At 57.0% G+C, this 4,715-nt stretch carries 5 protein-coding genes; all 5 read left to right on the forward strand.

Features of this window, described 5'->3' with window-relative positions:
• Positions 1-514 (forward strand): F0F1 ATP synthase subunit delta (locus D8U69_RS16215; protein ID WP_130907714.1); only part of this gene is annotated, 514 nt, incomplete at its 5' end.
• A 21-nt stretch (positions 515-535) separates the two neighbouring features.
• The gene (gene atpA / locus D8U69_RS16220; RefSeq protein ID WP_056854269.1) at positions 536-2,080 is read left to right on the forward strand and encodes a F0F1 ATP synthase subunit alpha; all 1,545 of its coding nucleotides are present in this window, start codon (positions 536-538) and stop codon (positions 2,078-2,080) included.
• Positions 2,081-2,130: 50 nt separating this feature from the next.
• Positions 2,131-2,991: a F0F1 ATP synthase subunit gamma gene (gene atpG, locus D8U69_RS16225; RefSeq protein WP_008045673.1), complete on the forward strand. Its 861-nt coding sequence runs from the start codon at positions 2,131-2,133 to the stop codon at positions 2,989-2,991.
• Positions 2,992-3,018: 27 nt separating this feature from the next.
• Positions 3,019-4,398, forward strand: a complete 1,380-nt coding sequence (gene atpD / locus D8U69_RS16230; RefSeq protein WP_056854270.1) for a F0F1 ATP synthase subunit beta — start codon at positions 3,019-3,021, stop codon at positions 4,396-4,398.
• A gap of 45 nt (positions 4,399-4,443) precedes the next feature.
• Positions 4,444-4,715: F0F1 ATP synthase subunit epsilon (locus D8U69_RS16235; protein WP_130907715.1), on the forward strand; the 272-nt coding region annotated here is incomplete at its 3' end.

Genomic DNA, 4,715 nt, shown 5'->3' on the forward strand with positions numbered 1-4,715 from the left:
CCGACCTTACGCTAAGGCGGCCTTCGAGCACGCTCAGGCCCACCAGCAACTGGCCAATTGGTCAGCCATGCTCGGCCTGGCTGCAGCGGTGTCGGAAGACGACACCATGCAGCGCGTGCTCAAGGCCCCGCGACTGACGAGCGCAGAAAAGGCCGCCACGTTCATTGACGTGTGCGGCGACAAGTTTGATGCCAAGGCACAGAACTTCATCCACGTCGTTGCCGAAAACGACCGTCTCCCGCTGTTGCCGGAGATCGCCGCTCTGTTCGACCTGTACAAGGCCGAACAAGAGAAATCGGTAGACGTTGAAGTGACCAGTGCTTTTGCATTGAACCAAGAACAGCAAGACAAACTCGCCAAGGTTCTCAGTGCACGACTCAACCGGGAAGTGCGCCTGCAAGTCGAGGAAGACAAATCCCTTATTGGGGGCGTTGTCATCCGCGCCGGCGACCTGGTTATCGATGGCTCGATTCGCGGCAAAATCGCGAAACTTGCCGAAGCATTGAAATCTTGAGTTTGAAGGGGCAGCAGAGCAATGCAGCAACTCAATCCTTCCGAAATAAGTGAAATTATCAAGGGCCGCATCGACAAGCTCGATGTGACCTCCCAAGCCCGTAACGAAGGCACTGTCGTCAGCGTATCTGACGGTATCGTGCGGATTCACGGTCTGGCCGACGTTATGTACGGCGAGATGATCGAGTTTCCGGGCGGCGTCTTCGGTATGGCACTCAACCTGGAGCAAGACTCCGTAGGTGCCGTCGTATTGGGCGCATACCAGTCTCTGGCTGAAGGCATGAGCGCCAAGTGCACTGGCCGCATCCTCGAAGTTCCGGTTGGTAAGGAACTGCTGGGTCGCGTTGTCGACGCACTGGGTAACCCAGTTGATGGCAAAGGTCCGCTGAACAACACTCAGACCGACGCGGTCGAGAAAGTTGCTCCAGGCGTGATCTGGCGTAAGTCGGTAGACCAGCCTGTACAGACTGGCTACAAGGCTGTCGATGCCATGATCCCTGTCGGCCGTGGCCAGCGTGAGCTGATCATCGGTGACCGTCAGATCGGTAAAACCGCTCTGGCGATCGACGCGATCATCAACCAGAAGAACAGCGGCATCTACTGCGTCTACGTTGCGATCGGTCAGAAACAATCGACCATCGCCAACGTGGTTCGCAAGCTGGAAGAAAACGGCGCCCTGGCCAACACGATCATCGTGGCTGCCAGTGCTTCGGAATCTCCTGCGCTGCAATTCCTGGCACCGTACTCCGGTTGCACCATGGGTGAATTCTTCCGCGACCGCGGTGAAGACGCGCTGATCGTTTATGACGATCTGTCCAAGCAAGCAGTGGCTTACCGCCAGATTTCCCTGCTGCTGCGCCGTCCACCAGGCCGTGAAGCTTACCCAGGCGACGTGTTCTATCTCCACTCCCGTCTGCTGGAGCGCGCATCCCGCGTTTCGGAAGAATACGTAGAGAAGTTCACCAACGGCGCAGTGACCGGCAAAACCGGTTCCCTGACCGCACTGCCGATCATCGAAACCCAGGCTGGCGACGTTTCCGCGTTCGTTCCGACCAACGTGATTTCCATCACCGACGGTCAGATCTTCCTGGAATCGGCCATGTTCAACTCCGGGATCCGTCCTGCTGTGAACGCCGGTGTTTCGGTATCCCGTGTGGGTGGTGCCGCTCAGACCAAGATCATCAAGAAGCTGTCCGGTGGTATCCGTACCGCTCTGGCTCAGTACCGTGAACTGGCGGCATTCGCCCAGTTCGCTTCTGACCTGGACGAAGCGACCCGTAAGCAACTTGAGCATGGTCAGCGCGTTACCGAGCTGATGAAGCAGAAGCAATACGCACCAATGTCGATCGCTGACATGGCGCTGTCGCTGTATGCCGCTGAGCGTGGGTTCCTGACTGACGTTGAAATCGCCAAGATCGGCAGCTTCGAGCAAGCGCTGATTGCTTTCTTCAACCGCGATCACGCCGATTTGATGGCGAAGATCAACGTGAAAGGTGACTTCAATGACGAAATCGACGCTGGCATGAAAGCCGGTATCGAGAAGTTCAAGGCCACCCAAACCTGGTAAGCCGCAGCGGGAGCCGCAAGGCTCCCGCTTGCTAACCTGATAGGTGTTACATGGCAGGCGCAAAAGAGATTCGCAGTAAGATTGCGAGCATCAAAAGCACGCAAAAGATTACCAGCGCCATGGAAAAAGTGGCGGTCAGCAAAATGCGCAAGGCACAAATGCGCATGGCTGCTAGCCGTCCTTATGCGGAGCGTATCCGCCAGGTAATTGGGCATCTGGCCAACGCCAACCCGGAATACCGCCACCCGTTCATGATCGACCGCGAAATCAAGCGTGTCGGTTATGTCGTAGTGAGCAGTGACCGTGGTCTGTGCGGCGGCTTGAACACCAACCTGTTCAAGGCCCTGGTCAAGGACATGGCGGTAAACCGCGAAAACGGCGTCGAGATCGATCTGTGTGTCGTTGGTAGCAAGGGTGCGGCCTTTTTCCGCAACTTCGGCGGTAACGTCGTTGCAGCTATCAGCCACCTGGGTGAAGAGCCGTCGATCAATGATCTGATCGGCAGCGTCAAGGTGATGCTGGATGCCTACCTGGACGGCCGTATTGACCGCCTGTCCGTGGTGTCCAACAAGTTCATCAACACCATGACGCAACAGCCTACCGTGGAGCAGTTGATTCCACTGGTGGCAACCCCGGATCAAGACCTCAAGCACCACTGGGACTATCTCTACGAACCGGATGCCAAGGAGCTGCTGGACGGCTTGATGGTCCGTTACGTGGAGTCGCAGGTCTACCAGGCGGTGGTCGAGAACAACGCGGCTGAACAAGCTGCGCGGATGATCGCGATGAAGAACGCTACCGACAACGCCGGTGATTTGATCAGCGATTTGCAGCTGGTCTACAACAAGGCGCGTCAGGCTGCGATCACCCAAGAGATCTCGGAAATCGTCGGCGGCGCTGCCGCGGTTTAACGGTTCAAATATTCAGAGGATCCAGCTATGAGTAGCGGACGTATCGTTCAAATCATCGGCGCCGTTATCGACGTGGAATTTCCACGCGACAGCGTACCGAGCATCTACAACGCGCTGACTGTACAAAGCGCGGCCGGGACCACCCTGGAAGTTCAGCAGCAGCTGGGCGACGGCGTGGTTCGTACCATTGCGATGGGTTCCACCGAAGGCTTGAAGCGCGGTCTGGAAGTTACCGACTCTGGCGCAGCCATCTCCGTACCGGTTGGTAAAGCAACTCTGGGCCGGATCATGGACGTTCTGGGCAACCCGATCGACGAAGCCGGTCCAATCGCCACTGAAGAGCGTTGGGGCATTCACCGTGCAGCGCCTTCGTTCGCTGAACAGGCAGGCGGCAACGACCTGCTGGAAACCGGCATCAAGGTTATCGACCTGGTTTGCCCGTTTGCCAAGGGCGGTAAAGTCGGTCTGTTCGGTGGTGCCGGTGTAGGCAAAACCGTAAACATGATGGAACTGATCCGTAACATCGCCATCGAGCACAGCGGTTATTCCGTGTTCGCCGGTGTGGGTGAGCGTACTCGTGAGGGTAACGACTTCTACCACGAGATGAAGGATTCCAACGTTCTGGACAAAGTGGCACTGGTTTACGGTCAGATGAACGAGCCGCCGGGAAACCGTCTGCGCGTAGCACTGACCGGCCTGACCATGGCCGAGAAGTTCCGTGACGAAGGTAACGACGTTCTGCTGTTCGTCGACAACATCTATCGTTACACCCTGGCCGGTACTGAAGTATCCGCACTGCTGGGCCGTATGCCTTCGGCAGTAGGTTACCAGCCAACCCTGGCTGAAGAGATGGGCGTTCTGCAAGAACGTATCACTTCGACCAAGGAAGGTTCGATCACTTCGATCCAAGCGGTATACGTACCTGCGGACGACTTGACCGACCCGTCGCCAGCGACCACCTTCGCCCACTTGGACGCTACCGTCGTTCTGTCCCGTGACATCGCTTCCCTGGGTATCTACCCGGCGGTTGATCCACTCGACTCGACTTCGCGCCAGCTGGACCCGAACGTGATCGGCCAGGACCACTACGACACCGCTCGCGGCGTTCAGTACGTTCTGCAGCGTTACAAAGAACTGAAGGACATCATTGCGATCCTGGGTATGGACGAGCTGTCGGAAGCCGACAAGCAGTTGGTAAACCGTGCTCGTAAGATCCAGCGTTTCTTGTCGCAGCCGTTCTTCGTGGCTGAAGTCTTCACCGGTGCTTCGGGTAAATACGTTTCCCTGAAAGACACCATTGCTGGCTTCAAAGGCATCCTCAACGGTGACTACGACCACCTGCCAGAACAAGCGTTCTACATGGTTGGCGGCATCGAAGAAGCGATCGAGAAAGCCAAGAAACTGTAATCCCGGCGCCCGGCAACGGGCGCTAATTTAGGTTGAGGCAATCAGATGGCTATGACAGTCCATTGCGATATCGTCAGCGCGGAAGGGGAAATCTTTTCCGGTCTGGTCGAGATGGTGATTGCGCACGGTGCACTGGGTGATCTTGGTATCGCCCTGGGTCACGCGCCGCTGATCACTAATCTGAAGCCAGGTCCGATCCGCCTGGTCAAGCAGGGCGGGGAAGAGGAGGTGTATTACATCTCCGGTGGTTTCCTCGAGGTTCAGCCGAACATGGTCAAGGTTCTTGCCGACACCGTGCAACGTGCTGCCGACCTGGA

Source organism: Pseudomonas sp. Sample_16, from assembly GCF_004307665.1.
Taxonomy (GTDB): domain Bacteria; phylum Pseudomonadota; class Gammaproteobacteria; order Pseudomonadales; family Pseudomonadaceae; genus Aquipseudomonas.